Source organism: Latilactobacillus fuchuensis (assembly GCF_900258455.1).
Lineage (GTDB): Bacteria > Bacillota > Bacilli > Lactobacillales > Lactobacillaceae > Latilactobacillus > Latilactobacillus fuchuensis.
In genome coordinates this window covers 542477-567203 of sequence record NZ_LT984417.1, presented here as the reverse complement: position 1 = coordinate 567203, position 24727 = coordinate 542477, and the positions used below count along the sequence as shown (strand labels likewise).

27 protein-coding genes and 2 other annotated features are annotated in these 24727 nt (G+C 42.6%); of the genes, 4 read left to right on the top strand and 23 right to left on the bottom strand.

Features of this window, described 5'->3' with window-relative positions:
• Window position 1: 1 nt before the first annotated feature.
• On the bottom strand, window positions 2-367 hold the full coding sequence (gene rplL / locus LFUMFP_RS02600) for a 50S ribosomal protein L7/L12 (RefSeq protein ID WP_025082720.1): 366 nt from the start codon (window positions 365-367) through the stop codon (window positions 2-4).
• Window positions 368-418: 51 nt separating this feature from the next.
• Window positions 419-922, bottom strand: a complete 504-nt coding sequence (rplJ, locus tag LFUMFP_RS02595; protein WP_025082719.1) for a 50S ribosomal protein L10 — start codon at window positions 920-922, stop codon at window positions 419-421.
• 46 nt (window positions 923-968) lie between these two features.
• Window positions 969-1086, bottom strand: a sequence feature (ribosomal protein L10 leader region).
• A gap of 149 nt (window positions 1087-1235) precedes the next feature.
• Here rplJ and LFUMFP_RS02590 point away from each other — a divergent pair.
• The gene (locus tag LFUMFP_RS02590; RefSeq protein ID WP_025082718.1) at window positions 1236-2420 is read left to right on the top strand and encodes an acetate/propionate family kinase; all 1185 of its coding nucleotides are present in this window, start codon (window positions 1236-1238) and stop codon (window positions 2418-2420) included.
• Between the two features lie 74 nt (window positions 2421-2494).
• Here LFUMFP_RS02590 and rplA read toward each other — a convergent pair whose 3' ends face one another.
• The 14 genes from rplA to LFUMFP_RS02520 form a co-directional block, all read right to left on the bottom strand.
• On the bottom strand, window positions 2495-3184 hold the full coding sequence (gene rplA, locus LFUMFP_RS02585) for a 50S ribosomal protein L1 (RefSeq protein ID WP_025082717.1): 690 nt from the start codon (window positions 3182-3184) through the stop codon (window positions 2495-2497).
• Between the two features lie 106 nt (window positions 3185-3290).
• On the bottom strand, window positions 3291-3716 hold the full coding sequence (rplK, locus tag LFUMFP_RS02580) for a 50S ribosomal protein L11 (RefSeq protein ID WP_025082716.1): 426 nt from the start codon (window positions 3714-3716) through the stop codon (window positions 3291-3293).
• A 116-nt stretch (window positions 3717-3832) separates the two neighbouring features.
• Window positions 3833-4699 carry an alpha/beta fold hydrolase gene (locus tag LFUMFP_RS02575; protein WP_025082715.1) on the bottom strand — a complete coding sequence of 289 codons (867 nt, stop codon included), beginning with the start codon at window positions 4697-4699 and terminating at the stop codon, window positions 3833-3835.
• Between the two features lie 61 nt (window positions 4700-4760).
• Window positions 4761-5309, bottom strand: a complete 549-nt coding sequence (gene nusG / locus LFUMFP_RS02570) for a transcription termination/antitermination protein NusG (RefSeq protein WP_025082714.1) — start codon at window positions 5307-5309, stop codon at window positions 4761-4763.
• Window positions 5310-5408: 99 nt separating this feature from the next.
• Window positions 5409-5579 (bottom strand): preprotein translocase subunit SecE, encoded by a 171-nt coding sequence (gene secE / locus LFUMFP_RS02565; protein WP_199190592.1) that lies wholly within the window; start codon window positions 5577-5579, stop codon window positions 5409-5411.
• Window positions 5580-5596: 17 nt separating this feature from the next.
• A complete protein-coding gene (gene rpmG, locus LFUMFP_RS02560; protein WP_025082712.1) occupies window positions 5597-5746 on the bottom strand; it encodes a 50S ribosomal protein L33 in 150 nt (49 codons plus the stop codon).
• 63 nt (window positions 5747-5809) lie between these two features.
• Complete coding sequence (locus tag LFUMFP_RS02555; RefSeq protein WP_025082711.1) at window positions 5810-6376, bottom strand: sigma-70 family RNA polymerase sigma factor; 567 nt, start codon at window positions 6374-6376, stop codon at window positions 5810-5812.
• Between the two features lie 75 nt (window positions 6377-6451).
• On the bottom strand, window positions 6452-6985 hold the full coding sequence (locus LFUMFP_RS02550; protein ID WP_025082710.1) for an NYN domain-containing protein: 534 nt from the start codon (window positions 6983-6985) through the stop codon (window positions 6452-6454).
• Window positions 6982-7788, bottom strand: a complete 807-nt coding sequence (rlmB, locus tag LFUMFP_RS02545) for a 23S rRNA (guanosine(2251)-2'-O)-methyltransferase RlmB (RefSeq protein ID WP_233210654.1) — start codon at window positions 7786-7788, stop codon at window positions 6982-6984. Before rlmB ends, LFUMFP_RS02550 begins: the two co-directional genes overlap by 4 nt.
• Before the next feature lie 85 nt (window positions 7789-7873).
• The gene (locus tag LFUMFP_RS02540) at window positions 7874-8278 is read right to left on the bottom strand and encodes a Mini-ribonuclease 3 (RefSeq protein WP_025082708.1); all 405 of its coding nucleotides are present in this window, start codon (window positions 8276-8278) and stop codon (window positions 7874-7876) included.
• Entirely contained in the window at window positions 8275-9681 is a 1407-nt protein-coding gene (cysS, locus tag LFUMFP_RS02535; RefSeq protein ID WP_025082707.1) for a cysteine--tRNA ligase, read from the bottom strand. Before cysS ends, LFUMFP_RS02540 begins: the two co-directional genes overlap by 4 nt.
• A 50-nt stretch (window positions 9682-9731) precedes the next feature.
• Window positions 9732-9929 (bottom strand) — a binding site (T-box leader).
• 60 nt (window positions 9930-9989) lie between these two features.
• Complete coding sequence (locus LFUMFP_RS02530; RefSeq protein WP_035438880.1) at window positions 9990-11102, bottom strand: PIN/TRAM domain-containing protein; 1113 nt, start codon at window positions 11100-11102, stop codon at window positions 9990-9992.
• 30 nt (window positions 11103-11132) lie between these two features.
• Entirely contained in the window at window positions 11133-12497 is a 1365-nt protein-coding gene (gene radA, locus LFUMFP_RS02525; RefSeq protein ID WP_025082705.1) for a DNA repair protein RadA, read from the bottom strand.
• Window positions 12498-12551: 54 nt separating this feature from the next.
• Window positions 12552-13091, bottom strand: coding sequence for a dCTP deaminase/dUTPase family protein (locus LFUMFP_RS02520; protein WP_056950697.1), 540 nt, complete (start codon window positions 13089-13091; stop codon window positions 12552-12554).
• Between the two features lie 193 nt (window positions 13092-13284).
• Between LFUMFP_RS02520 and rpiA the strand changes: the two genes are divergently transcribed.
• From rpiA to LFUMFP_RS02505, 3 genes are all read left to right on the top strand, one after another.
• Window positions 13285-13968 carry a ribose-5-phosphate isomerase RpiA gene (gene rpiA / locus LFUMFP_RS02515; RefSeq protein ID WP_025082704.1) on the top strand — a complete coding sequence of 228 codons (684 nt, stop codon included), beginning with the start codon at window positions 13285-13287 and terminating at the stop codon, window positions 13966-13968.
• Between the two features lie 121 nt (window positions 13969-14089).
• Window positions 14090-15412 carry a C1 family peptidase gene (locus LFUMFP_RS02510; protein WP_025082703.1) on the top strand — a complete coding sequence of 441 codons (1323 nt, stop codon included), beginning with the start codon at window positions 14090-14092 and terminating at the stop codon, window positions 15410-15412.
• A gap of 15 nt (window positions 15413-15427) precedes the next feature.
• On the top strand, window positions 15428-16774 hold the full coding sequence (locus LFUMFP_RS02505) for a C1 family peptidase (protein WP_025082702.1): 1347 nt from the start codon (window positions 15428-15430) through the stop codon (window positions 16772-16774).
• An 85-nt stretch (window positions 16775-16859) separates the two neighbouring features.
• Here the strand turns inward: LFUMFP_RS02505 and lacC are convergent, their stop codons facing one another.
• The 7 genes from lacC to LFUMFP_RS02470 all read right to left on the bottom strand — a co-directional run bounded on the left by lacC (window position 16860) and on the right by LFUMFP_RS02470 (window position 24727).
• Window positions 16860-17798, bottom strand: coding sequence for a tagatose-6-phosphate kinase (gene lacC, locus LFUMFP_RS02500; protein WP_106483008.1), 939 nt, complete (start codon window positions 17796-17798; stop codon window positions 16860-16862).
• A gap of 67 nt (window positions 17799-17865) precedes the next feature.
• Entirely contained in the window at window positions 17866-18852 is a 987-nt protein-coding gene (gene lacD, locus LFUMFP_RS02495; protein WP_025082700.1) for a tagatose-bisphosphate aldolase, read from the bottom strand.
• Between the two features lie 24 nt (window positions 18853-18876).
• Window positions 18877-20022, bottom strand: a complete 1146-nt coding sequence (gene nagA / locus LFUMFP_RS02490) for an N-acetylglucosamine-6-phosphate deacetylase (RefSeq protein ID WP_056950700.1) — start codon at window positions 20020-20022, stop codon at window positions 18877-18879.
• A gap of 35 nt (window positions 20023-20057) precedes the next feature.
• Window positions 20058-21227 carry an AgaS family sugar isomerase gene (gene agaS, locus LFUMFP_RS02485; RefSeq protein ID WP_025082699.1) on the bottom strand — a complete coding sequence of 390 codons (1170 nt, stop codon included), beginning with the start codon at window positions 21225-21227 and terminating at the stop codon, window positions 20058-20060.
• 25 nt (window positions 21228-21252) lie between these two features.
• Entirely contained in the window at window positions 21253-21978 is a 726-nt protein-coding gene (locus LFUMFP_RS02480) for a GntR family transcriptional regulator (protein WP_025082698.1), read from the bottom strand.
• A 131-nt stretch (window positions 21979-22109) separates the two neighbouring features.
• Window positions 22110-22904 carry a Cof-type HAD-IIB family hydrolase gene (locus LFUMFP_RS02475; protein ID WP_025082697.1) on the bottom strand — a complete coding sequence of 265 codons (795 nt, stop codon included), beginning with the start codon at window positions 22902-22904 and terminating at the stop codon, window positions 22110-22112.
• A gap of 17 nt (window positions 22905-22921) precedes the next feature.
• Window positions 22922-24727, bottom strand: a complete 1806-nt coding sequence (locus LFUMFP_RS02470) for a glycoside hydrolase family 35 protein (RefSeq protein ID WP_025082696.1) — start codon at window positions 24725-24727, stop codon at window positions 22922-22924.

Genomic DNA, 24727 nt, shown 5'->3' with positions numbered 1-24727 from the left:
ATTACTTCAAGTTAACGACAGCGCCAACTGCTTCTAACTTAGCTTTCATTTCTTCAGCATCGTCTTTAGAAACATCTTCTTTAAGAGCTGAAGGAGCGTTATCAACTAAGCCCTTAGCATCTTTCAAGCCTAAGCCTGTGATTTCACGAACGGCTTTGATAACTTTAACCTTTTCTTGGCCGATTTCTGATAATTCAACAGTAAAGCTGTCTTTTTCAGCTGCTGCGTCTGCACCAGCTGCTGCTGCTGCTACTGGAGCTGCTGCAGAAACACCGAATTCTTCTTCGATTGCTTTAACTAAGTCACTTAATTCTAAGATTGATGATTCTTTTAATTGATCAACAATTGCATTTACGTCTAATGCCATTTTTGTTTCCTCCATTTTTTGGGTAATTTTTGGTGTTACAAGACTGCAAAATTATGCAGCTGGTTCGTCTTTACTGTCAGCAACAGCTTTAACAGCATATGCGACATTGCGGACTGGTGCTTGTAATACAGAAAGTAACATTGATAATAAACCGTCGCGACTTGGCAATTTAGACAAGGCGTCGATTTCATCAAGAGTAGCTACTTTACCTTCGATCATGCCGCCTTTGATTTCAAGTGCTTCTGCACCTTTAGCAAATTCAGCAATAATCTTAGCTGGTGCAACAACATCTTCGTTAGAAAATGCAACTGCAGTAGGGCCAGAGAATGTTTCATCTAAACCTTCATAACCAGCTTTGTCAGCTGCACGACGCAAGTAAGTGTTTTTAACAACTTCCATTTGTACGCCAGCTTCACGCAATTGTTTACGTAATTCAGTCACTTGTTCTACTGTTAAACCACGGTAATCCATGACAACGATAGAAACAGCACTATTGAATTTTTCAAGAACTGCGTCAACAACTTGGGCTTTTTGTGCGATGATTGTTTCGCTCAATTGATTCACCTCCATTAGATTTTTAAAGCTTGTGGTCAAGAGTTTCTTAAATAAATAAAAAACTCCATGTCCACCAAGACATAGAGAGGGATTTCAACGTATCTTCCTCGGCAGGATATTAAGCCTTGCGGCACCTGAGTCTTCGGTAGCATAAATAACCAAATACAAATATACCATTGATTCGACTAAACGTCAACAAACTTTTAAACTGAATTAATTTTACGTAATCATTAGCTATCACTTATTTTATTTTTCTGAAAAGACAGTATAATATTAAGTAGAATCATGAAAATAAATCAAGAGGTGTTTCAATTTGAAAAATATCTTAGTCATTAACGCTGGTAGCTCATCTTTAAAGTGGCAACTTTTCCAGCACACTAACTTGACCATGATTGCCAGCGGCGTCATGGAACGGATGCAGACACCCGAAGCGCGTTTTACATTCAAGTATCAAGGTCAAAAAGAACAAACGAAAATCGCTAATCTTTCTTATGAAGATGGCGTCAATCGCTTGTTGGCAACGCTCCAAGCCAACGACATTATCCAAAGCCCTAGTGATATCATCGCTGTTGGCCACCGAGTGGTCGCGGGCGCGACGACCTTCGAGGCACCAACACTAATCACCCCAGAAAACTTGTCCACGCTAAAGGCGCTGGATAAATACGCACCACTCCACAATCCCGTTCAAGTCGACTGCATCGAAACCTTAATGCGCGTCTTACCGGATCAAACCCCTCAGATTGCGGTCTTTGATAGCCAATTCTATCTCGACATGCCCGCAGCAACGAGTTATTACGGGTTACCTTATGAAGACAGTCAAAAATACCAAATCCGTAAATACGGTGAACACGGTATTAGTCATGAATACATTCTCCACGAAACCGCACGCTTCCTCCAAAAAGACGTTCACAATTTGAAATTGATTACGTTGCATCTCGGTGGTGGCTCTTCCATTACTGCTAGTCAAAATGGGCATCCAGTGGACACTTCGATGGGCTTCACCCCACTTGAAGGTCTACCAATGGGCACGCGCGCTGGTTCATTAGATGCGGCGATTGTGCCCTTCTTGATGACTGAACGCCATCAAAGCGCTGAAGAAATTATCAATCGACTCAATACCCAATCTGGGATTCTAGGCGTCTCTGGTATCTCCGCCGATATGCGCGATATCCAAGCCGCCGTCACCACCAATCCGCGCGCTAAGCTCGCTTATGAGATGTTCATCACGTCAGCCGCTAAATTCATCGGTAGTTATTACGTTGAGATGGGTGGCACCGACGTGATCACCTTCACCGCCGGTATCGGCGAAAATGACGCCGTCACGCGCGCTGATATCTGTGCCAAATTAGCCGTTTTAGGCGTTCAGATTGACGAGGACCGTAATCTGAACGGCCGCGGTCCACGCGTCATCAGTACTGACGATTCAGCGATTCAGGTCCTGATGTTACCAACTAATGAAGAATTAGCGATTGCTAAACACGTTAAAGCTAAACTGTAACCCATTCGTTTAGCGCTTAAATACCAACAAAAAAAGCACCCACCTAAGTGGATGCTTTTTTAATTGATTGCTAATTAGAAACTAGCGATATCAACTTTAACGCCAGGGCCAAATGTTGAGCTTACTGATAAGCTTGTAATATATTGACCTTTAGCTGATGCAGGACGTGCTTTAACAATCACGTCTTGCATTGTCTTAAAGTTTTCTACTAATTTAGCAGCATCAAATGATACTTTACCGATTGGTGCGTGAACGATACCGGCTTTATCAACACGGTATGCCACTTGACCAGCTTTAATGTCGTTAACAGCTTTCGTAACGTCCATTGTAACTGTACCAGTCTTAGGATTAGGCATTAAGCCTTTAGGTCCTAGGACACGGCCTAAACGACCAACTTGAGCCATCATAGGTGGTGTTGCAACTGCAACATCAAAATCTAACCAGCCGCCTTGGATTTTTTCAACTAAATCTTCTGCGCCAACGATTTCAGCACCAGCAGCTTCAGCTTGTTTTGCTTGTTCGCCTTGAGCGAAAACAATCACGCGTTGTGTCTTACCTGTACCATTTGGTAGTACGACAGCACCACGAATTTGTTGATCAGCTTGTTTAGGATCAACGTTTAAACGATATGCAACTTCGATAGATGCATCAAATTTTGCAAAATCAGCTTTCTTTACTAAATCAACTGCTTCTTCAACAGTATATGTCTTAGTAGCGTCAACTAATTTTACAGCTTCTAAATAATTTTTACCTTTTTTAGCCATTAGGGTTTTCCTCCTTGCAATTGTGGTGAACGGTTTTTGACCTCCCACTTGATTTTTCAACTTTCATTGAAAATCCGACTGAAAGTGTCAAAGTATGGTTTTTTAATTAGCCTTCAACAGTGAAGCCCATACTTCTAGCAGTACCTTCAACCATGCGCATAGCAGCTGGAACATCTGCAGCGTTTAGGTCTTGCATTTTAGTTTCAGCGATTTCTTGCACTTGAGCTTTAGTTACCGTAGCAACCTTCTTAGTGTTTGGTTCGCCAGAACCTTTTTCAACACCTGCAGCTTTTTTCAATAAAACTGTAGCTGGTGGAGTTTTCGTTACAAAGTCAAATGAACGATCCTCGTATACAGAGATAACAACTGGGATTAATAACCCAACTTGATCAGCTGTCCGAGCATTAAAGTCCTTTGTAAAGCCCATAATATTGATACCGGCTTGACCCAATGCTGGACCTACTGGTGGTGCTGGAGTTGCTTTACCTGCAGGAATTTGAAGTTTAACGATGTTTGTTATTTTTTTAGCCACGAAACATACCTCCTTAAGTCCGTGATGTGGTTAAGATGGCCCTTATATTTGGCCTCCCACTAATGTATGAAAACATACTAGAACACTATATCAAGTAATCGTTGGAAAAGCAAGCTTTATTCGCCATGTCGGGTCCATAAAAAATCACAAATCGCTTGATCAACTAACCGATTCTCGTGCAACATACTGTGCGCCCCCCCAGGACCGCGGACCAACATTTCTTGATAGGCCGTCACGCGGTCTTTCAACAGACTGCGGAGCGCAAAACTACTATCAACCGCGACGGAACCATCATGGCGATTCGTGCCCAATAATTCCCCCGCGATATTCAAAATCGCTAAATCAGGTGGAAACTGGGTCACCCGTTGCGCTAAATACTGATAGTTCTTAGTTTTGCGGATTGGGCCTCGTTGGGTGAGTTCACTCCAAAAAACGCGGTCCGTATCGGGCCCGATCGACGGATCGTTGACTGGTGCTGCCATCAAGATCACCTGTTGAACCGGAATGACTTGGGGTACGAGTAAATATCGTAAAACTGTAATCGCGCCCATCGAATGACCGACTAAATTAACGGCTTCAACATCGTAATCCGCTTGTAAGGTGGCCACAATCTGTTGTAACCAACCGACTTGAACTTGGACGTCAGCGTGATTATTAGCAAACAAGACCTGAATCGTCGGGTTGACCGCACTTAAGCGTGACAAACCACTAAAGGTTAATTCCCCACGCTTCGACACTTTGACGACCAACGTCTTTTTGGCCAGCCCCATTTTCTGAAGACGGCCCAATAAATGCCCGAACGAATAGCGATTGCCACGATAGCCGTGGATGAATAACGTTGGGGTTGTCGTGTATTGCGCTAATTTCGGTTGCCACCAATGTTGCACATGACCGACTCGGTGGTAATCCCACCCCGCCATTAGGATGCTCAGCCCCACTAAACTACCGATTGAAATTAAAATACCGATGATAGAATGCCACATAATAACCACCCTAGATTCAAAAATAGGCGTTAACTCAACACTGAGTTAACGCCCGCTGTTTTTATACTAATTCGTCAACTTGATCGTAATCGAGTTCAGTGGCTGTTTCGCGACCGAACATATCGATATTGACCTTTAATTTCATTTTTTCATCATCAACTTCAGTGATTTTACCGACTAAACCGGAGAAAGCACCTTCGATAATTTTAACGGAATCATCAATTTTGAATTCAACATCCAAATGACGCGTGCTCATCCCTAATTGACGTAAAATTTGGGTGATTTCTTCGTCTAATAATGGGGCTGGTTTACTACCGGCACCGTGTGAACCAACGAACCCAGTGACACCAGGTGTATTCCGCACAACGAACCAAGCTTCATCTGACATGACCATTTCGACTAACACGTAACCAGGGAAAGTCTTCTTCATATCAACTTTATCTTTACCGTTCTTGATTTCATGTTCTTCTTCTTCAGGAACCACAACACGAAAGACGTTATTTTCCATTCCCATTGATTGCGCACGTGATTCTAGATTTTGTTTCACTTTATTTTCGTAACCTGAATAGGTATGTAGGACATACCAGCTTTTTTCGATTGATTCAACCATGTTTGTTCTCCTTTTAAATACCAAAATAAAAAAACTTCGACCACGCGAAGTTTTTTTGCTTGCCATCAGTATAGCAAATCCAGCTTAAATTAGCTAGTTTTAAAAAATAAATAATTGTAATAGTTCCAAAATAACCAAGTCAATTACGCCAAAGAAAATAGCGTATAAAACTGACGTCATAATGACGGTTGATGAATCTTTACGTGTCTGTTTGGCGTCTGGCCAAGCGACGATTTTCATTTCTGCTACAACGCTTTTAATGAACTTAATCATGCTGAATCCTCCTGCTAGCGAGTTTCTTTATGTTGCGTATATTGTCCACAATGTTTACAAAATTTATTTAACTCTAGACGTTCTGTCCGGTTCTTGTTTTCAGCAACGTAATAGTTACGTGAACCACAAACCGTACAGCCTAAGGCGACTTTCTTAACACCCATGACTAAAAGCCCCTCTCTTTTTGATGTTTATCCCAATTACTTTATCATTCATTTTGATGACTGTCAATCCGGATCATTTTGATAATACTGTTTTAATTTCGTCCGACAGCGCGACTGGCCGCGTTCTAATTGCGCTAATGTGCAATCGAACTGTTGACAGGCCTGATCGATAGCCAACGTCCCACTCAAAACGCGAAAACTCATCAGTTCAAACGGTGATAGATGTTCAAGATAGGCCATCAACATGGTTTGAGACTGATAGTACGCGGCTGAATTTTCGCCAACCGCCCGTTTTTCTGGACACTGAGCACACAATAGCGCTTGATGATCAATCCGACGTTTTTGGGCCAGTTCTTTACGTAACAAATTATCAATATGGTGTTGAAATCGCAATTTATAAAAACCACCAAAGCTTTTACCACAATGACAATCATAGCGTTGACACGTTTCAAAACACACTAGCCGAGCTTCTTGAAGCCAGTCTTCATGTTCGAAAAGCCGGATGTAATACGGTGCGTACGTATGGTAGACCATCGGTAAATAAGTTTTAAATAAAATTTCTAAAGCATCTGAATCTCGATTTAAAACTGCTGTAATCAATTCTGTATCGCGCTCTGTTGGTTTCGTCATTGGAAACACCCCTTTGCGCAACAACCACATCTTCATTCTAACAAGCACCCGCTACTTTAGTAAGCGAACGCCTGTTTAATCAGGCTTTTTGGCACTCAACTGATCACGCATCTTCGCTAGGACCGATAATTGTTGTTCCGACCACGGCCGATTAATCTGCATCTCACGATCATGATAATGTTTGGCATCATGATTAATCTCAGTCTTAGCCCGTTCAATCTCGCGTTTGAAATCAGGTGATGATACCCGTAGCGCCCCACGCGAAAAGATGGTCCACTGTTCGGCTTGATCACTCGATACCACGGTCACTTGGGTAATCGGCGACATCAGTTTCGCCGCTAAGATTTCAATATAACTATCCGCCGTTTGTTCCTCTTGTGTGAAGACAACCTCCAAATTATATTGTTCATAACTTTGTTTAATGCCTGGTACGTACATCGCATCAAACACCAAAATAATCTCAATCTCACGATATTTGCGGTATTCCGCTAGCGTGTGCAATAAACTATCGCGTGCATCGGCAAACCGATCACTCTGTTTCAGTTTATTGAGTTCCGGCCAATTGCCGATGATGTTATAGCCATCCGCAATTAGAATTTGGCGTTTCATACTTTAGGGGCCAAGGGTTGACGACTGTTGTAAGCTTGATACATCAAAACACCCGCAGCCACACTCGCGTTTAAACTTTGAACGTGACCGACCATCGGAATCGTCAACGTTTGATCGACTTCTTTTTTGATGATTGGTGATAACCCTTTACCTTCATTACCGATGATTAATCCGATTGGACCGGTCGCATCCCATTGACGGTAATCAGCACCCGCCATATCGGTGCCGAAAATCCACAAACCACGTTCTTTTAATTTTTTAATTTCTTGCGTTAAATTCGTGACCCGTGCCACTGGTACGTGTTCGATCGCGCCCGTTGAGGTCTTAGCGACCGTTGACGTTAAACCAACTGCTCGGTGTTTCGGAATAATAATCCCGTGCACACCTACTGCATCGGCTGTTCGCATAATTGAACCTAAGTTATGCGGATCTTCTAAATTATCTAGGATTAGGATAAAAGGCGGTTCGTCTTTCGCCGCTGCTTTGGCAAAAATATCGTCAATCGTGGCATATTCAAACGGTGCGATTGCAAGAATTATCCCCTGATGATTTTGGCGATCGCTCAATAAGTCCAATTTGTTCTTCGGCACATTTTGAATGACTAACCGTTTTTCTTTGGCGAGTTTCAAAACATCGTGTACAAAATCAGCTTTTAAGCCGTCTTGTAAGAAAATCTTGTTGACCTTAGTGGTCGCATCCGGTGCTTTTAACGTTTCGATTGAAGCGTGTTTGCCGATGACGAAATCCGTTTGTTCTTCTGTATTTTCAGTTTCAACTGGTTTTGGTGCCCGCTTTTCCGGCATTGGCCGGCGTTTAGGCTTCCCACCATTATTCTTCTGACTACGTTGACTATTAAAGTCATTGTCGCGTTTTTTAGGGTACGGTTTATTAGTTTTCATGCGTCCTCCCGTCGTCGACTTGTTGAATGCACCATTGTGCTAATTCTGCGACGCGTGCTTGTTGTCCTGTTAAATAGAGATAACCAAAAACGGCTTCAAAGCCGGTTGAGGTCCGGTACGTGGTGACACTGGTATTTTTTGCCTTCGTATAACTCTTAGCGTTGCGCCCGCGTTTAAAAATATTGACTTCATCTTCCGTTAAGAAATGATCGTCCATCATTAAACCAATCAGTGCGGCTTGCGCCTTGGCAGACACGTAATGCGTCGCGACTTGTTGCAGGCGGGTTGGTTTGGTTAACCCTTGTTCTAATAAATGGGCACGGACGTAAACTTCATAGGCTGAATCACCCATGTAAGCTAACGCAATCCCGTTTAATTGTAAAGCATCTTTCATGCGCGTCTCCATCTCATTCCTTGTGGCGTATCTTCTAACATAATCCCTTGCGCCTTTAGTTGATCCCGAATCGCATCACTCTTGGCAAAATCCTTAGCCGCCCGCGCTGCTTGTCGTTCGGTAATCAATTGTTCGATTTCGGCGTCCAATAATTGGTCGGCCTTAAACGCTACGCCAAAAATCAATAATAACCGTTCTAAGCGTTGTGTTAAATCGGTCAACGTAGCCGTTTGAACAACTTCATTTTCTAAATATTGATTACTCAATTTCGCTAAATCATACAACACGGTCAACCCGTTTTGGACGTTAAAATCATCATCCATCGCCGTCACAAAGGCGTCTTCTAACGCGGCCGCTTGTTGCACAATCGTTTCATCTGAACCAGCTTGCGCGGTTTTTTGACGGAAATCAAGATTATTGAGCGTCGTCTTTAACCGATCGAGATTAATTTGGGCTTCCGCTAATAACGTTTGACTGTAGCGAATCGGGCGGCGATATTGGGTACTACTCATCAAGAAACGCAGCGCTTGTGGATCAACCTCTTGAATTAAATCATGGACCGTTACGAAATTACCGAGTGATTTACTCATCTTCTGATCATCATCGCCAACCGTCACAAAACCATTGTGTAACCAATAATTGACAAACTTCTGACCGGTTTGGGCTTCACTTTGCGCAATTTCATTTTCATGGTGTGGAAATTCCAGATCCTGACCACCACCGTGAATATCGATGGTTTGACCGAGATACTTCGTCGACATCACGGAACATTCGATATGCCAACCCGGCCGACCTTTGCCCCATGGTGATTCCCAAGCAATGGCCGTGCCCGTTTCAGCTTTCCACAACGCAAAATCAATCGGATCTTCTTTGCGTAACGTTTCTTCAGTCGCCGTGTGTTCACTGGCGCCTTGTTCGAGTTGATCTAAATCTTGACCCGCCAATTGACCATAGTGAGCAAACTTGCGCGCCCGGTAATAAACATCCCCGTCAACTGCGTAAGCATAACCTTTAGCAATTAACCCTTCGATAAAGGCAATAATCTCGGGAATATTTTCAGTCGCCCGCGGATTAGTCGTCGCCGGTTCAATATTGAGTGCCTTGGTGTCGGCTTTAAACGCATTAATGTAACGTTCAGCTAATTCTGGCACCGTCACGCCATCACGATCAGCCGCTTTAATCATCTTATCGTCAACATCGGTAAAATTCGACACGTAATTGACTTGGTAGCCGCGGTATTCGAGATAACGCCGAATCGTATCAAACGCAATCGCACTGCGCGCATTACCAATGTGAATATAGTTATACACCGTTGGTCCACAAACGTACATGCTGACCTGATTCGCTTCAATCGGTTTAAAAACTTCTTTTTGGCGCGTCAATGTATTATAAACAGTTAACATAGCAATCTTCCTTTCCCTTAATCCAAATAAAAAGCGCCCTTTGTTAATTAACAAAAGACGCCGCTTGAGCGTGGTTCCACTTTTCTTTGCAAAAATGCCTCAACCAGATAACGGTGTCCCGACCAAAACTACTGTCTTCATCTTGGCATTTCTGAGATGCATTTCAATTCGCCTCATTACTTCTTCACAGCATCCAGAAGCTCTCTTGGAATTCGGCTAAATTTACTTCTTCTCGTCATTAATTTTACGTACAATAGATTGACTCAATAATACCGATTATTCATGAATCTGTAAAGCTATCTGCTGAACTATTTTTCTTTAATCCCTTTTTGTTGATGCGCCGGTTTAGCAAAAATCATTCGTCCCGCCGCCGTTTGTAACGCACTCGTCACGATGACGTCTAACGGTTTATTGACATAGTGTTGACCATCTTCAACGACAATCATCGTGCCATCATCCAAGTAAGCCACACCTTGTTGGCGTTCGGTCCCCGTCTTAACAACGGTGACGCGCATCGCTTCACCCGGTAAAACAGCCGGTTTCAACGTGTTAGCCAATTGATTAATGTTCAACACCGGCACGTTTTGAAATTCGCAAACTTTGTTTAGATTATAGTCGTTCGTCACGACAATCCCGTCTAATAGCTTGGCGAGTTTCACCAACTTACTATCGACTTCGGTCAAATCTTCAAAATCGCCATCGTACATTTCAACGGCTATCATTTCATCTTTTTGAATTTCATTTAGAATATCTAAGCCCCGCCGACCACGCGCCCGTTTCAGGTTATCCGCAGAATCTGAAATCAGCTGTAATTCGTGTAAGACGAAGTTCGGGACCATTAATGTCCCTTCGATAAAACCGGTTTTAGCAATTTCTTTAATCCGGCCGTCGATAATCACACTCGTGTCTAAAATCTTATATTTTCGAAAATTATCATCAATTTTGCGTTCCAAAATATCCGTATTCCGTTTTTTGGGTTGCATTAACCGACGCCATTCATCTAAACGCGTGGTTCCGATTCGAAACCCAAAATAACCGAGCGCAATCATCAATAGAATTGGGACCACGGTATTCAATGCAAAAATTGGCATCCGGTATAACGGAATCGAAATCACGTTGGCCAACAATAAACCGACTAAGGAAAACAAACTCCCAAACAGAATAAAGCTTGGTGATTGTTTAATGACCGCCTTTTCTACCCGCCGAATAGCGCCTAAAATGGGTTGGGCCAATGCTAAGAATAATAAATAAAAAATAATAGCCCCTAATATTGCATTGGTCACCCCGTTATTTAAATAGACGACATGGCTCAGTCTAACGATTACCCATAAAATCGGGAAAATCGTAATGCCTAACGCCGCGCCTAAAACAACGGCGACAATTCCTAATACTTGTTTTTTCGTAAGTGTTTTTTTGTTCATCGTTAACCCCCCTCTCGACTAAATTGTTCCTTAGTTAAAGACTTTCTTTAATGTTTCCGCAATGGTTGTCACGCCGACCACCTGAATATCAGTTGGTGGATTCCAACCTTGTAGATTATTTTTTGGTAAATAAATCCGTTTAAAACCGAGTTTCGCAGCTTCACTGACCCGTTGTTCAATCCGATTAACACGCCGAATTTCACCCGTCAAACCAATTTCACCCACGAAACAATCCGTTGCTGGAATTTCTTTATCACGATAACTCGAGGCAATCGAAACCGCCATTGCGAGATCAATTGCTGGTTCATCCAGTTTAACGCCGCCGGTTGCTTTCAAATAAGCATCCTGATTCTGTAACATCAAGTTGGCCCGTTTCTCTAGAACCGCCATGATCAACGACACCCGATTATGATCCAAACCTGAAGACGTTCGTTTAGCGTTACCAAACAGCGTTGGTGTGATTAGCGATTGTAATTCAACCAGAATCGGTCGCGTGCCTTCCATCGAAACGACGACGGCTGATCCAGTCGCACCGGCTAGTCGTTCTTCCAAAAAGATTTCCGATGGATTGGCAACTTCTTGTAAACCAGATTCCCGCATTTCGAAAATACCAATTTCATTGGTTGACCCGAAACGGTTTTTGACCGAACGTAACATCCGGTAAGTGTGGTGTGTGTCCCCTTCAAAATACAAAACGGTATCCACCATATGTTCCAGAATCTTGGGCCCAGCAATTGCGCCTTCCTTAGTGACATGCCCGACGATAAAAATCGTAATTTGGTTGGTCTTAGCAATCCGCATCAATTCCGCCGTCACTTGGCGCACTTGCGAAACACTCCCAACCGCAGCCGTAATATCGGGTTCACTCATCGTTTGAATCGAATCAATCACCACGTATTCGGGACGCATCGTTTCGATTTGTTGGCGAATGCTCCCCATATCAGTTTCCGGATAGAGATACAATTGCTCGCCATTGACGCCTAATCGGTTAGCGCGCATCTTAATTTGGGACGCACTTTCTTCACCCGAAACATAGAGGATTTTACCTTTTTTCTCGAGTTGACCCGAGACTTGCAGTAATAATGTTGATTTACCAATCCCTGGATCGCCACCGATTAAGATTAAGGAACCCGGCACGACACCGCCACCCAAAACCCGGTTTAATTCGTTTAATTCCGTTTTAATCCGTGGTTCTTTTTGAATATTAACGCTACTGATTTGTTCTGGTTCGGTTGCTCGACCGGACATCGAAAAATTAGTTTTAACGCTGGCCGCTGGTTGTTCACGTTCTTCGACCATTTGATTCCACGCGCCGCAATTGGGACAACGCCCCAAAAATCGAGGCGAACTATAACCACAATTTTGACAAACAAACTGCGTTTTAATTTTTGCCATTTAGTTCACCCCACCTTCATTTTAACATAGTGCGCAATTTGATTTTAGACTGTGTTAACGCCCTGATGACCCAAAACCGCCAGTTCGTTTCGTCGTCACTGCTTTTTCATCGTCTGCCGTCAGATAAGGCATAAAGATGCCTTGCCCAATGCGTTCCCCTTTACGAATAATCACATCGCGAGGACTGCAGTTGACCAATTGAATGAAGATTTCACCTTCATTGGCGTCATTCCCGTAATAATCGGCATCAATTATCCCGACACCGTTCGGTAGGATCAAGCCCTTTTTCAACGGATTACTTGAGCGATTGGCAATCATCAAATATTCATCATCTTGCATGTAGGCCTTGATTCCCGTTGGTACTAAGAAAGGTTTCAACGTTTTTGAAGCCCGTTCAAAATCATCATCGACCAATGGTTTACCGTTCCGAATCATCCGGAATAAACGGACAAAATTATAATGCCAAATGGATGGTAAAACAAAATCTTCCGAACAAGCAAAGTCATAGCCCGCCGAATTTGCCGTTGATCGAACTGGCAATGTTAAATCTGCTTCTGCGTATTTCGTCACAATTTCAAAACCACGTTTTTTCATTTAATAAACTCCTAATTTTTAGTCCTTTGACGGTCCTGTCTATACCTATTAATCATACCATGAAACGCCAGTCCTTGTGAATAATCCCTAAGACCGATTTAATAAAACTTTTACCTTAAAAAGCCGAAATTAAAGCGCTTTTTCAGATAGAGTTGCGTATAATGGAGTTAACGCTAATAGAAGAGGTGTTTTGATGGATAAAAATGCAATGAAAAAAATGGCAGCGGAACGCTCCGTTGACTTTGTTGAAGACAACATGATTTTAGGTTTAGGCACGGGTTCAACCGTGACCTTCATGGTGGAAGCCCTCGCTAAACGTGTTAAAGCCGAGAACCTCCATTTAACTTGTGTCTGTACGTCGATCAGAACCGCGGACCAAGCTAAATCGCTCGGCATTCCAGTGATGGCACTCAACGACGTCGATCACATCGATTTAACAATTGATGGTGCTGACGAAGTTGACGCTAACTTCCAAGGGATTAAAGGCGGCGGTGCAGCTCATTTATTCGAAAAATTAGTCGCAACGACTTCAACCCGCAACATCTGGATTGTTGATCGCGAAAAAGTCGTCGACACCATCGGCCAATTTCCATTACCCGTCGAAGTGATTCCGTTTGGTAGTCAGCAAGTTTTCGACCGGTTACTGAAAGAAGGGTTAAACCCTGAATTCCGGACAACCGAGGCCGGTCAACGCGTCTTAACCGATTCACAGAACTACGTGATTGATTTACATCTCGGTCAAATCAACCATCCCCACTTATTAGCCACTTGGTTAAGTGAACAAGTTGGCGTCGTGGAACATGGTTTGTTCTTAGACACTGTTAATCAAGTTGTCGTTGGCTCCCCTGAGGGCGTTGAAATTTTAACTGCCCGTTAATCAATAAAGTGTGGCCAAAACAACTCGTTTTGGTCACACTTTTTATTTTATTTTGAGCTTTAGTTTACTTCTCAATTCAAATCAACTAGAATTGAGCTATATTACATTAAGGAGTGATTAGATGACCCAAGAAATTACACATCAAAATTTAATCAAGATGCAAGCGGACCTCAAGAACGTGGCGCAATCAAACACGTTGCGCAACGCCGTCATGACTAACGGCATTAACGCCGTCAGCCAACGACCAGAAGCCGCCGTCACACTTGATCCAACCTACTCAATCGACTTGCCAACCGGTGATGTCACGTTCCAAAAAAAGAGTGGCCGTTGTTGGTTATTCGCCACCCTTAATACACTACGTCACGATTTCGAACAAAAATATAACGTTAAAAACTTCGAACTCTCTCAAAATTATCTATCATTCTGGGATCGGATTGAAAAAGCCAATCTATTCTATGAAAAGATTCTAGCAACTGCAACGAAACCATTAACGGATCGCGAAGTCGCGTTCACCTTAACCGGCCCCGATTTCGATGGCGGCCAATGGGATAACGCCGTTGCCTTGATTCAAAAATACGGTCTAGTGCCTAAGACCGCCATGCCCGAAACGTATAACAGCGAATTAACCACTGAATTTAACAGCACGTTGAACTTGAAATTACGGACAGACGCCATTCAATTGCGCCAACTCGTCGCTGACGGTGCTGACGCGGCCACAATTGCGCAAACGCGCACGGCCTTTTTAAGCGAAGTTTACCGGTTATCCGTCTACGCCTTCGGAACACCCGTCGAAACATTTGATTTCGAATACCGCGACGACGATAAAAGCTACCATCTCGACCAAGCTTTAACCCCAATGACCTTCTATCAAAAATACTTCGACCGCAATTTCGACGATTATATTACCGTCGTCAGCAGTCCCCAAAGTAGCAAACAATACCAACAACTCTATAGCCTCGAATCCCAAAACACCGTTGTCGAAGGCCACCCAATGCGCCTATTAAACCTTGCCCCTAACCGCTTGAAAGAACTCGCGATTGAGGCCCTCCAAAACAAAGAAACCATTTGGTTCGGTAACGACGTCCTCGCCGATTTGGACCGTCCTAAGGGCTGGTTAGACCGCAACCTCTATGACTATTCAAGTCTCTTCGATATCGATTTGACGATGCCTAAAGACCAACGTTTAGACTATCGCCAAGGTGTCGTGTCACACGCTATGACGTTAACCGGCGTTAACCTCGTCGAAGGCCAACCCACTAAATGGAAAGTCGAAAACACTTGGAGTGATAAAGTCGGCACCAAGGGTTACTTCTCAATGAGCGATGCTTGGTTTGACGATTACGTTTACGAAGTCGTTGTTAAGAAAGCGTCATTAACGACTGAAGAACAGGCCTTATTAAATCAAAACCCAGTCGCACTAGCACCATGGGATGCTTTACAATAAAGGAGGAATTCAACAATGGTTCAATCAATTACACCTGAAAATATCAAACAATTCAAAGCTGACTTCAAAGCCGTACCACAATCAAACACGATTAAAAACAGCATCACAAACAACGGCTTTCTAGCAAGCAGTCAAAATACAGATTCCAAAGCAGCAATGGATCCCGTTTTCTCAATCGATCTAACAACTGGCGCCGTCGCTAACCAAAAACAATCTGGCCGTTGCTGGATGTTTGCCGCCTTAAATACGATGCGTCACAGCTTGCAAGCCGAATTCAAGATTAAAGATTTCGAATTGTCACAAAACTACACTAACTTCTGGGATAAATTCGAAAAGTCGAATTATTTCTACGAAAACGTCTTAAAAACGGCTGATCTCCCAATCGGTGATCGTAAAGTTGATTTCTTAATGACCACGCCCCAACAAGATGGCGGCCAATGGGATATGTTATGCGCCTTGATTGAAAAATACGGCATCGTGCCTAAGTCAGTCATGCCCGAAACTTATAACAGTGAGAAATCGAGCGAACTCAATAGTGTCTTGAATTTGAAGCTCCGTAAAGACGCCGTTGCCCTTCGTCAACTCGTCGCTGATGGTGTCAGTGCTACTGATATTCAAGTTAAGAAAGATGCGATGTTAACAGAAGTTTACCGGATGTTAACTTATGCATTGGGCGCGGTCCCAACTGAATTTGATTTCGAATACCGCGACGATGATAAGAACTACCATATCGATCGCAACCTGACACCGCAAACGTTCTACGAAAAATACGTCGGTTGGCAATTAGCAGATTACGTTTCAATCATCAATTCACCAACTGATGATAAACCTTACAACCACCTTTACACCGTCGAAATGCTCGGTAACGTCGTTGGTGGTCGTGAAGTCCGTCATTTAAACCTCGACATCGACACGTTCAAACAACTCGCCATCAAACAACTCCAAGCTGGCGAATCCGTTTGGTTCGGTAGTGATGTTGGTCAATCTTCTGATCGTAAATTAGGGATTATGGACACTGAAATCTATCAACAAGCAGAAATGCTCGACATGGACCTTTCAATCAGTAAAGGCCAACGTTTAGATTATGGCGAAAGCTTGATGACACACGCGATGGTCATTACTGGTGTCGACCTCGTTGAAGGCCAACCCACTAAATGGAAGGTTGAAAACTCATGGGGCGATAAAGTCGGCACTAAGGGCTATTTCGTCATGAGCGACAGCTGGTTTGATGAATTTGTTTACCAAATCGTCATCAACAAACGTTTCTTACCAGAAAATCTTCAAAAAGTTGAAACTGACGAACAAGACAAACCAACCGTCCTTGCACCTTGGGATCCGATGGGCGCCTTAGCGAGTCGGTAATTCTAAATGAATTAAAAATGACAACAGCCAGAATTAATTGGCTGTTGTCATTTTTTGATTCTCGATTACTAACCGAGTATTTAATTTAAACTTCTTTAAACGTGACTTTAGCAAAATAAGGCTTAAATAATTCAGGATTAACAAAGCCGGTTTGCTTCTCCATGGTGTTTAACATGCCAGTCGTCATCCCCGTTTTGAGAATCACTTCATCCGATTCATTAGTATCAATCGCCATCGCCAAGCCGGCTAACGTTGAATCCCCCGAACCAACCGGATTTTCAACGTGAATCTTAGGAATCGACACACGGTAGAAATGGTCATTGTGTTTCGCAAAAGCCCCAGCGGCGCCCATTGAAACCACAATCCATTCAACACCGGCAAAGATTGGTGCTTGTAACGCAGTTTTCAAACCGTCAATATCAGTCACATCGATCGGTTGATCTAGTAACTGCGCAATTTCAGTTTCGTTCGGTTTAATTAACGTTGGTTTGACGGTCGCTTTTAAACTTGCTAACAACGAAGCCCCTGACGTATCTAAAATCGCTTTAACGCCCGCATTGCCGGCCATTTCAACCATCTTAGCGTAATAATCAGCCCCTAATCCTTTAGGTAAGCTCCCCGACAAGGTAACCGTACTGACTTTGGTTAATAATTGGCCGTAAAATTGCATAAAAGCTTGTGCATCATCCGCTGAAATTGTTGGCCCCGCTTCTAGAATTTCGGTTTGGCAACCATCATCATGTAAGATGGCAATCGCATTGCGTGATTCTTGTTGAATTTCAAAAAATTCATGTTGAATTTGATCATCGTCCAATTTTTGCTTAATAAAATTGCCAATGTGGCCGCCGACGATGCCCGTTGCTAATAGGGTTTGTTGCATTAAATGCAACACTCTTGAAACGTTTAATCCTTTACCACCCGCTGTTTTACTCACGTCGCTAACCCGATTTACATCATCAATCACTAGCGTTTGCAGTGGATATGAAATATCGACAGCTGGATTTAAAGTGACCGTTAAAATCATAATGATACGCTCCTTCATTTAAAAAAGGGCCAAACTCCGTAAAGTTGGCCCTTTTTAATTTTTTTAATTAGTCAGTAACTTTGCTGTACCAAGGTGTTGCAGTTTTATACAAGACTTCGTTTAAAGCATCGATATTGCTCTTGCCTTGTGTTTGTAACCATTGACGACCAGCTTTGTCACCTTCAGCTGCGAATGGTTTAACACCGTTCTTCCAAGTGGCACGGCCACATAATACACCGTTAAAGGTTGAACCAGCTTCTTTAGCAAATACTAAAGTTTGTTGGAATAATTCAGCAGTCACACCAGCACTTAAGAAGATAAATGGTAAGTCAGTTGCTTCTGATTGTGTCTTGAAGTAAGCAGCGGCTTCAGCCTTCGTGTAAACCACTTCGCCATCAGCAAAGCCTTCTACATATTTCATGTTAACAGGGACTTCCATCTTTAAAACATCAACATGGTATTGTTCCTTTGAGAATTCTTTCATCATATCGATGACTTTATGTGGTTTAACCTTAGCGTATTCAGCGCTGTTGGCATCGGCATTCTTAGCGTCATAAGAAACTAATTCTAAGAAGAATGGAATATCTTCGGCAACACATTCGCTACCTAGACGTTCGATGAAGACATGTTTCAAATGGTTGATATGGACATCTTCATCAATATCATAATAAAGTAAGAATTTAACGGCATCGGCACCCTTTTCCTTTAAGCGACGAACTGACCAGTCTTCCAAAACGTCAGGTAAACGACCAGGTGTTGTTGCGTCATAACCCGTCTTTTCATAAGCTAATAATAAACCGGCGTCCTTATCACGAGCAGCTGCTGCTGGTAAACCATATTCTGGATCCAATAGGATTGATGACGCATATTTGGTTAATTCTTCAGAAACGGTTACTTTGAAGTTGACAATTTCTTCTTCTGGATCGCCTTTAACATCACTGGCAATCATTTTCTTCAATGAACCACGTTGGTCAATTGCTAAGGCACTGATCACGCCGTCCTTTGTTGATAATCGTTTCAAGGCTTCTTTTTTAGCAGGTGTTAGTTTTAGCATATTGTAAATCTCCCTTTTTTATAATTATTTTTGATAACGAGAAACGCCATCTAGGTAAGTTTCTTCGAGATTTAAATCATGATCAAAGACGATAAAATCGGCATCGTGAGTTGGTGTAATGCTCCCACATTGATTATCGATATCAACACTTTGCGCAGGCACTTGACTCGCCATTTTGATGGCTTCTGCAGGTGTAGCGATATTCCAATCAACCACGTGTTTAACGGCTTGTTTCAACATCAAGACACTGCCGGCTAAACTACCCGATTCTAGGCGAGCAGCGCCATCTTTAACGATGACTGGAAATTCGCCTAACATTGATGGTCCTTCTGGCATCGCACCAGCACGCATACAATCGGTAATTAAAGCGGTTTGGTCAGCACCACGAACGCTAATCAACGCTTGTGCTGCTTGTGGATGAACATGATGACCATCACAAATTAATTCTGCAAAAACATCTTTAAGGGTCATCGCTGCACCGACCATGCCGGGTTCACGATGATTTAAAGGACTCATCCCATTGTATGTGTGAACAAAGATTGAGGCGCCGGCTTCAACAACGGCCTTTGCTTCTTCATAAGTCGCACTACTATGGGCTAAGGCGACTTTAACACCTTGTTGCTTCAAGGCGGCTGTAAATTCTTTGGCACCATGCCGTTCAGGTGCAATTGCAATTTTCTTAATAATCCCATGGGCTAATTCTTGCCAATGGTTAAAAATCTCTAAACTTGGATCAGAGAAATACTTAGGATTTTGAGCACCCTTATGTTCTTCTGTAAAGAATGGGCCTTCGAAGAATACCCCTTGAATCTTAGCGCCGGTCACTTCATCGTGATGGTCACCGATTGCTTCAATGACTTCATTCAAAGTTTCGGGTGCGGCCGTTAAAGTGGTTGGTAAGAATGACGTGACACCACATTCTAACAAGCCTTCTGACATGGCTTTGACACCGTCAAAATCATTGTCCATCACATCGTGGCCTTTCAACCCGTGAATATGGGTATCAACAAGTCCGGGTGCAATCCATTTTCCACTGTAATCTTTAATCTCACCAACTGGCTTTTCTGTTTGATACTCACCAAATTTACCATCAACGATTGCTAAGTAGCCACCGTTTTCAACGCTATTCTTTAAAAAGAATTTATCTGCATGAATATAATATGTTGCCAATTTAAAGCCTCCAAGTTTATTGTATTTAATTTTAATTATTTGTATTCGTGAAGCGTAACACCTTTAACCACGCGGTTAACAGTTCCGCTTGGTGATGGGGTATCTGGTGTATTGCCCACTTTGATTGAACTCAATAATGAAACGGTTTGCGCAAACATGACGTCGGCGAGGGCTAAATAGCCTTCAGGCAGATGACGACAACCATTTTCAAAATCGAAGCGATCCCCTGAGAAGTTCAATTCGCCTGGCACACCAACGGCTAATGTTTTAGCTGCGATTTGGTCGCCGTGAATTTCTTCTAGAATGTCAACGTCGTATTGACGCGTGTAAGGTTGGTTATTAACAAAGACGAAAACCAGTGTTTTGTCATTAACAAATGATTTAGGACCATGCCGGAAGCCCATTGATGAATCAAACATGGTCGTCAATTTACCAGCCGTTAATTCCAAGACCTTTAATTGTGCCTCACGCGTTAATCCTGATAGGCTGCCTGAACCAAGATAGACAATCCGGTCGAAATCTAAATCAATTACTGCTTGAATTTCGGCTTCACGAGCAATTACTTCATGGCCCATGGCAACGATTTTATCAACAAAGCCGGCTTTTTTAGCCGTATCAGTTGTATCAAAGACTAACATGGCCGTTAATGACATGCAGCTGTATGAACCAGTCATCGCGAAACCTTGATCATTAGCCAAAGCTGGCATCATGAGTAATAAATTACGGTCGTCTTCTTTAGCAGCGATTGCAAGTTTGCCATCAGGTGCACACGTAATCGTCATTTCATATAAATCTTGAACCACTTGTTTCGCAATTTCGACCGTTGCAACGCTTTCAGGACTATTCCCACTACGTGCAAACGATACCAAAATAGTGGTCACTTCAGGTTTTAAGAAGTCGTATGGTGCGGAGACAATATCCGTTGTTGGAATACTTTCAAATTGGTAACGACTTGCATCCCCTGATTGGTTTAAATAAGGGACGATCGTATCGCCAACGTAAGCCGATGTCCCGGCGCCGGTAAAAATCACACGAATCTTATCAGCCGTTTTAGGTTTAATTTGATCCAAGAAAGTCTTAATTTCAGCTTCTTGATTTTTAAAGTTAGCTAATGCTTCTTGCCATAATTCAGGTTGTTGTTTAATTTCACGGGTTGTAATGCTAGCGCCCATTTCAGTTAATGCGGTTTCATTTTTGTCAAACATCTTATATTTCCCCTTCTCAATTGAATTAGCGTTGGTGACGTAGATGATAGGTAAACTTATCGCCTCTGGCAACACTGAGTGTATATTCAATAATTTCATTTTTATTATTATAAGTGGTTCGTTTTAATTTCAAGACCGGTGCGCCTTCATAGAAGCTCAGTAGACGTGCATCATTCGCCGTCATAATCCCGACTGACAAAACTTCATCAGCCACTTTAACCACCTGATTGTAATCTTTCCTAAAGACATCGTACATCGGTGCTTTTTGGAGCGCTTCGGCGTCTAACGTTGGAAACTTACTCAATGGTAGATAAGTCCGTTCCAACATCATCGGTTCATCGTCAGCTAACCGTAATCGTTTAATTTTAATGATTTCGGTGTCGACATCGATTCCTAAACCTTCAGCAACAAATTGGTTGGCCTTCATTGTTTTAAAACTTAGAATTTTAGTTTCGGGTACTTTGCCAAGTGACTTCATCTGTTCGGTAAAACTATACGTCCCACCCAGATCTGTTTGGCCCTTGACCACGTTTGATACGAAAGTCCCCTTACCGTGTTGCCGATGGACATAACCCATCAACTCTAATTCGTTCAAAGCAATTCTGACCGTCGTTCGGCTCAAGTCGTATTGGCTGGATAACTCCCGTTCGGAAGGCAACCGATCATTGACTTGCATTTCATTTTCAATTTTAACTTTTAAAATATCGACTAATTGGTTATACAATGGTCGACCATCATTTGCTGCGTTCAATTAAAATGCCTCCTTTAAACTGGTATCAACCACAACTCTTAATTTAAACCATATTAGCGTTAAAGTCAATTGAAATCGGTCACATTTTAAGGAGTATAGCAAAATTGGTAGATACCATGATGGTAAATGACTTATTTTAAAAGATGCGCAATTGCGTGCGCTAAACCGTCTTCATCGTTACTCAACGTCACATAATCCGCGATAGCTTTGATATGGGGCATCCCGTTAGCCATCACAATCCCGTTACCGACATATTTCAACATTTCAAAATCATTTTCGCTATCGCCAACGGCCGCCATTTCACTCGCTTGAATCCCGAGTTGTTCACCTAAATAACGTAACCCATCTGCTTTACTGGTATTCTCAACGGTCAATTCTAAACACATATCATCTGGTTTGACCGCTTCAACTGCTAACGCCTCAGTTTGTTCAATTAATTGCGTTAAGATGGCCGGATTTTTAGTACAATACAACATCTTAGAAATGTGATCGATATCCGACCCCATTTCGGAGAGATCATGAATGTAATTCAATTCCAAACTCTTGATAAATAGACTCATTAAAGATTCATCTCGAATGAGGACGTAAGAATTCTTAATCGTACTGAAATAAATATTAACCTGATCTGAATCACCATTGGCAACAATCTCATGCACCAATCCAGTGGGCATTTCGGTGACCATTAACGGTTCTGGATTTTGCCATTTAAAAACAGCCGAACCATTCAACGGCACGATGTACGCTGATTGAACGCCAATTGTTTCTAAAAAATCACTGGCTGAATAGACACTACGGCCAGTTGCAATCACTAATTGCGCACCCGTTTCGGTAATTTTACGTAAATAGGTTTTATTTTTTTCAGAAATTGTCCCTTGAGAATTCAAGGTCGTGCCATCTAAATCAATTGCTAATAATTTAGGAACCATCTTTTCACCCCATTAGATTAAATCGGCGCTGTCGCCTTTTTATAGTTATCTTGATTATCAGTTTCGATATACACCGGTTCTGATAGTAACGAAATTTGGTCTGGTAACGCTTGTTCAGTTTCAAAAATCACAATCTGATTATCGGTTGCTTTTAATAATGGTGCTGGTAAATACAGATAACCAATCGGGCCTTGATGCCAATACCGGCCGAGATTAAAGCCGTTGACAAAGATATTACCTTTACCCAATGAGCGAATATCGATGAACGTGTCACCGACGCCCTCTAAATCAAGCGTATACTGTCCAAATCTAACTGGATTATCAGCTGACTGTGGCGTTTGTTTAAAATCAAGTGCCTGCAAATTATCCAACGGTAGCGAATAGATTTCCCATTCTGATTCAAAATGTAAATCAATAATTAATCCGCGACCCAGACCTTTTCTCTGAGCACCGCTTTGTAAACGACTCCCATAATTGACCCGGCCCATATTTTCAATGAGCACATCAATCTGATTGATGCCCGCTTCAAGATCGAGTGTAAATTCAGCTTCCAAGCTTTCTTGATAGAGCGTCTTGACTAAAACCCCGTTAACAAAAACTTGGGCCCGGTCATGCGCTTCTACCAACAACGCTTTTTGCTGTTTCTGAGTTGATTTGACCTGCGTCCGGTACAAAATGTACCCGTAGAATTGATTAAAGGTTTCCATCGTTTGTGGTTGTTGCGTTTTTTGCACTTGGCTAATCTGAGCGAGACTATCAAATAAAGTTTGTTCACAAACCTTATGCAATTGACCACTCGTCTTGGGTAGTGTGGTTGGCAACGCCGTCTCATTATAATCGGCTAAAATCGCTTGCGCGAGATAATATTTAGGTGTCGGATCACCACATTCAGTCAACAAGGCATCGTAATCATACGACGTCACCTGTGGTAACCGTTTCAAGCCCCGCGTGGAACAGCCATTCATGAAGCCGAAATTAGTGCCACCATGGAACATGTAGAAGTTTACCGACCCGCGACTAACCATTGCGCGCAGTGTTTCGGCAAATTCCACCGGATCGCGGCGAATAATCGGTTCATTGTAGCGGTTAAACCAGCCATCCCAGAATTCCATACACATTAATGGCATTTGAACCCCTTTTTGATCAAAGAACGTTTGCATTTGATCAAAATTCCAATCCGGTTTTGAACCAAAATTACCGGTAGCTAAAATCCCATCTTCAACCAAACTGCCGGCCTCTAACGTGTCATCCCAACTGCCATCTGACGTGAATAATGGGACGGTAATCCCAGCATCACGAATCAGTTTGACCAGTGTCCGTAGATACGTTTTATCATTACCGTATGACCCGTATTCGTTTTCGACTTGCATCATCAAGATGTTGCCACCTTCAGTGATTTGAAAACGGCTTAACCGGGGTAAGATTGCTTGGTAGAAATGTTGGACCTTTTCGATAAATAACGGGTCGCTCGTTCGATAGTTCATTCCAGGATACTTCAATAGCCAGCCTGGCAGCCCACCAAATTCCCATTCAGCACAGATAAATGGTGACGGCCGAACAATCACGTACAAGTCTAATGATTGTGCAATTTCAATGAAATGTTCAAAATCGTTAGTGGCGTTAAAATCCCACTGATTCTCAACGGGTTCATAAATATTCCAAGGAATATAGGTTTCTACCGTGTTACAACCCATCGCCTTCAGATTGCGCAATGAATGTTCCCAATATTCAGGCAACACCCGGAAATAATGAATTGATCCGGAAATAATTTTGAACGGCTGTCCGTCTAATTTAAACTCTCTCTCAATCTCAAACTTTGCCAT